Annotated in this window: 4 protein-coding genes; all 4 read right to left on the reverse strand. The window is 72.1% G+C overall.

The features are described 5' to 3' along the window. On the reverse strand, positions 1-569 hold a 569-nt coding region (locus tag DEIPI_RS40215), incomplete at its 3' end, for a hypothetical protein (protein WP_045234603.1). Further along, entirely contained in the window at positions 566-1,045 is a 480-nt protein-coding gene (locus DEIPI_RS0117325) for a DUF2382 domain-containing protein (RefSeq protein WP_027482593.1), read from the reverse strand. The genes DEIPI_RS40215 and DEIPI_RS0117325, both read right to left, overlap by 4 nt. Before the next feature lie 103 nt (positions 1,046-1,148). Continuing rightward, entirely contained in the window at positions 1,149-2,237 is a 1,089-nt protein-coding gene (locus tag DEIPI_RS0117330; protein ID WP_027482594.1) for a PRC and DUF2382 domain-containing protein, read from the reverse strand. Positions 2,238-2,367: 130 nt separating this feature from the next. Next, on the reverse strand, positions 2,368-3,224 hold an 857-nt coding region (locus tag DEIPI_RS32200; RefSeq protein WP_084474493.1), incomplete at its 5' end, for a DNA polymerase III.

Below are 3,224 nucleotides of genomic sequence, written 5' to 3' on the forward strand. Positions count from 1 at the left end.
CCGCGCTCCACGGTCTTCTGCGCCACGCTCGTCAGGCCCGCCAGGGCGCCCGCGCCAAGTTCCGCCGACTGCTTCGCCACGGTCTTCGCGCCCTCCAGGGCGCCCGCACCGAGCTGAGCGGACTGCTTCGCCACGGTCTTCGCGCCTTCCAGGGCGCCCGCGCCGAGCTCCGCGGACTGCTTCGCCACGGCCTTCGCGCCGCCCAGCGCCACCCCGCCCAGGTCGGCCGAGTGACGTGCGACGGTCTTCACACCGCCCAGGGCCGCCCCACCGAGATCGGCGGACTGACGCGTCCCCGCCTGCACGGCGTTCCCGCCACGCTCCGCGACGCCCGTCGCGACGCTCTCCGTGCCCCTCGCGACCGTCTGCGCGACCGGCATCACGGGCGACTGGGCCACGGCGCCCGCCGCGCGCTCCACCGCGTTCGTGACGACCGCCGCCGCCGGACGCGCGACCTCCGCGACGCGCTCCGCCGCCTTCTCCACGGCCACGCCCACGACGTCCGCCGCGCTGCCGATCGTCCCCACCACCTTCTCCCGGGCGCCCTGCGCCGCGTTCTGTCCGTTCATGACTCACCTCCGATGTTCCGGACGCCCACGTCGGGCGTCTCCAGGTCCGCGGGCTCGGCGCGCACGAAGCGCAGCACCTCGCGTCCGAGCTCCACGTCGAGCGTCTCGCGGTTCGTGACGGCCCGCTTGAGCAGCCGGACCTCCTCCGCGATGACGGGCCGCTTCACGACCTCGGCCTCCTCGCGGTACGTGACGATCTCACGCGTCTCGCCCTCCGCGAGCGGCACCCCGTCGATCACGACGCTCCCCACGCCCGAACCGCGCACGACCTCCACGAAGACCGTCTCCGTGAGGAGTTCCGCCGTCAGCGTGACCGTCCGGCGCTCCACCTCGCGGCGGACCCGGACGGTGCTCGCGACCTCGCGGCGTTTCTCCACCTGCGCGCGCTCCTCCAGCAGCTCGAAGCGCGCGACTTCCGTCACGTTCCCCTCGGTGCCGAGCGGCACCTCGGTGCCCAGCTCGTTTCTCTCGGTCATCGCCTCTCCTCGCAGGGCGCCGCGGTGGAGTCCGGACCCTGAAGTCCCGCGACCCCACCGCGCCGCCCACCGCTTCCGGCGGGGTGTTCACCCCGCCCGGTCCTCAACGATTGTGGTCGCGGTCGATCTTGCCGTCGAGCCGGTCGATCGCCTCGTCGGCGCGCTCCAGCAGGCCCTCGCGGTTCGTCGTGGCGCCGTCGCGCAGGGTGGTGCCGTCCGCGCCGTGCAGGTCCACGCTGCCGGTCTTGTTCACGTCGAGGACCTCGCGGCCCACGGTCTCCGTGAAGGTGCGGCTCTCGGTCTCGGTGCGCTTGCCGACCTCCACCTCCTCCGTCACGAAGGCCTGCTTGACCACCTCGGCGCGCTCGGCCTCCAGGTCCACGCGGACCGTCTCGCTGGCCGCGCCGAGCGTCACGTTGCCGTCCACGGGGCGGGGGTCCGTGACGGGACGGCGCTCGATGATGAGCTCCTCGTGCTGGAGCTCCACGTTCACGTTCTGCTGGCGCGTCTCGACGTGCTTGCCGATCTCCACGCTGCCCGCCACGTAGCGGTCCTTGTCGACGGAGAGGCGCTCCTCGAGCAGCTGAAGCCGCTTGGGCGTCTTGAACAGCGCGTCGCTCTGGTCCGTGTCGCGGTAGTCGTAGCGGCGCGTGGTCGTGTCCATCCGCGCCGTGTCCGCCAGGGACGTGTCGTTCGTCAGGCCGGTCGTGGTGTCACCCACGGCGCCCACGCCGACGGTGCCCGCCACGCCACGGTCGATGGTGGAGTCCGTGTCCGCGCCGAGGGTCATGCTGTCCTCGTTGCGGTAGCTGCCCTTCTCGGCGTAGCCGCTGCCGCGCAGGACGCGCTCGTCACCCACCTGGGCGTCGTAGTCGTAGTCCTGACCGTAGCGGTACTCGCGCATCTCCTTGACCTGATCCTTGGTCAGGTTGTCGAAGTACACGCCGTCGTCCTCGACGCGCGCCATCCCGACGGGCACGAGGACCTCCTTGCTGACGAACCAGCCGCCGACGTCCACGATGAGGTAGCGCAGGCGGCCCGTGTCGGGCTCCACCATCGCGCCGCGCACGGCGCCGATCTTGTGACCGTCCATCCCGTAGGCGTTCTTGCCGGTGGGGTCGTACACGTTGTCCGTCGCGAAGTCGTAATTGCGGTCGCGGACGAGGTCGGACAGGGGAATCAAGCTGGCCATAGGTACACCTCCCGATGCTCCCGCAGCATAGGAATTGCGGCAAGGACAACCATTTGGCAGGTGCTAAGGCTCCTATACGCAATGTTTCCCGGATGAGAAGCCCCTTCTCATCGGGAATTCAGGGTGAGCGTCAGCCGCCGAGCGCGGCGCGCAGGTCCAGCGCGAGCACCTGGAACACGAGGCTGGGGCTCACGTACTGCTCCAGCGCCGCGAGCGCGCGTTCGAGCGCGTCGTCGGCGCCCGCGCGGGCGCCCGACGAGCGCCCGCGCAGCACGAAGCGCAGCGCCTCCGGGTGCCACTGCGGGTCGAAGCGCTTCTCCAGCCCCTCGGCGGCCTCCAGCGCCTCCAGCATGCCCACGTCCAGCGCGTCCACGAACGCGCGCGCCTCCGCGAGCACCTCCCGCGCCCGGACGCGCTCCACGATCACGCCGGGACGACCCGCCGCGAAGGAGACGAGGTCCGCGTCCGCCTCGCCGAGCCGGTGGAGCGCCTCGCGGACGTCCACGTCCGCGACGGGCGGCACCAGCACCCGCGAGGCGCGCGACGCGATGGTCGGCAGGACCGCCCCCGCGTCCTCCGTGAGGAACACGAACAGCGCGCGGTGCGGCGGCTCCTCCACGACCTTGAGGAGGGCGTTCGCGCTCTCCTCGTTCAGGAACTCCGCACCGTCCACCACGACGACCTTGCGCCGGTACGTGGCGCGCGTCTCCAGCCACTCCACCACGTGCCGCTCGTACTCGCGCCCGTCGTCACGCCGCTCGGTCACGACGGACACGGGGATCAGGCGGCGCCGCGCGGTCTTGCCGGTGGAGGTGGTCGTCTTCGGCTCGACCTCCAGCAGGTCCGGGTGCGCCTCGCGCAGCACCGCCACGCACGACGGGCACATCCCGCAGGGCGCGCCCGGACGGTCGCAGTTCACGAGGGCCGTGATCACGCGCGCGAGAGGCCGCTTGCCGACCCGCGCGGGCCCCACGAGCAGCACCGCGT

Origin of the sequence: Deinococcus pimensis DSM 21231, assembly GCF_000519345.1 — a bacterium.
GTDB classification, from domain to species: domain Bacteria; phylum Deinococcota; class Deinococci; order Deinococcales; family Deinococcaceae; genus Deinococcus_A; species Deinococcus_A pimensis.

Coding starts and splice junctions, on each gene's coding strand:
- DEIPI_RS0117325 (WP_027482593.1), bottom strand. CDS start 1,045: ATGACCGAGAGAAACGAGCTGGGCACCGAGGTGCCGCTCGGCACCGAG.
- DEIPI_RS0117330 (WP_027482594.1), bottom strand. CDS start 2,237: ATGGCCAGCTTGATTCCCCTGTCCGACCTCGTCCGCGACCGCAATTAC.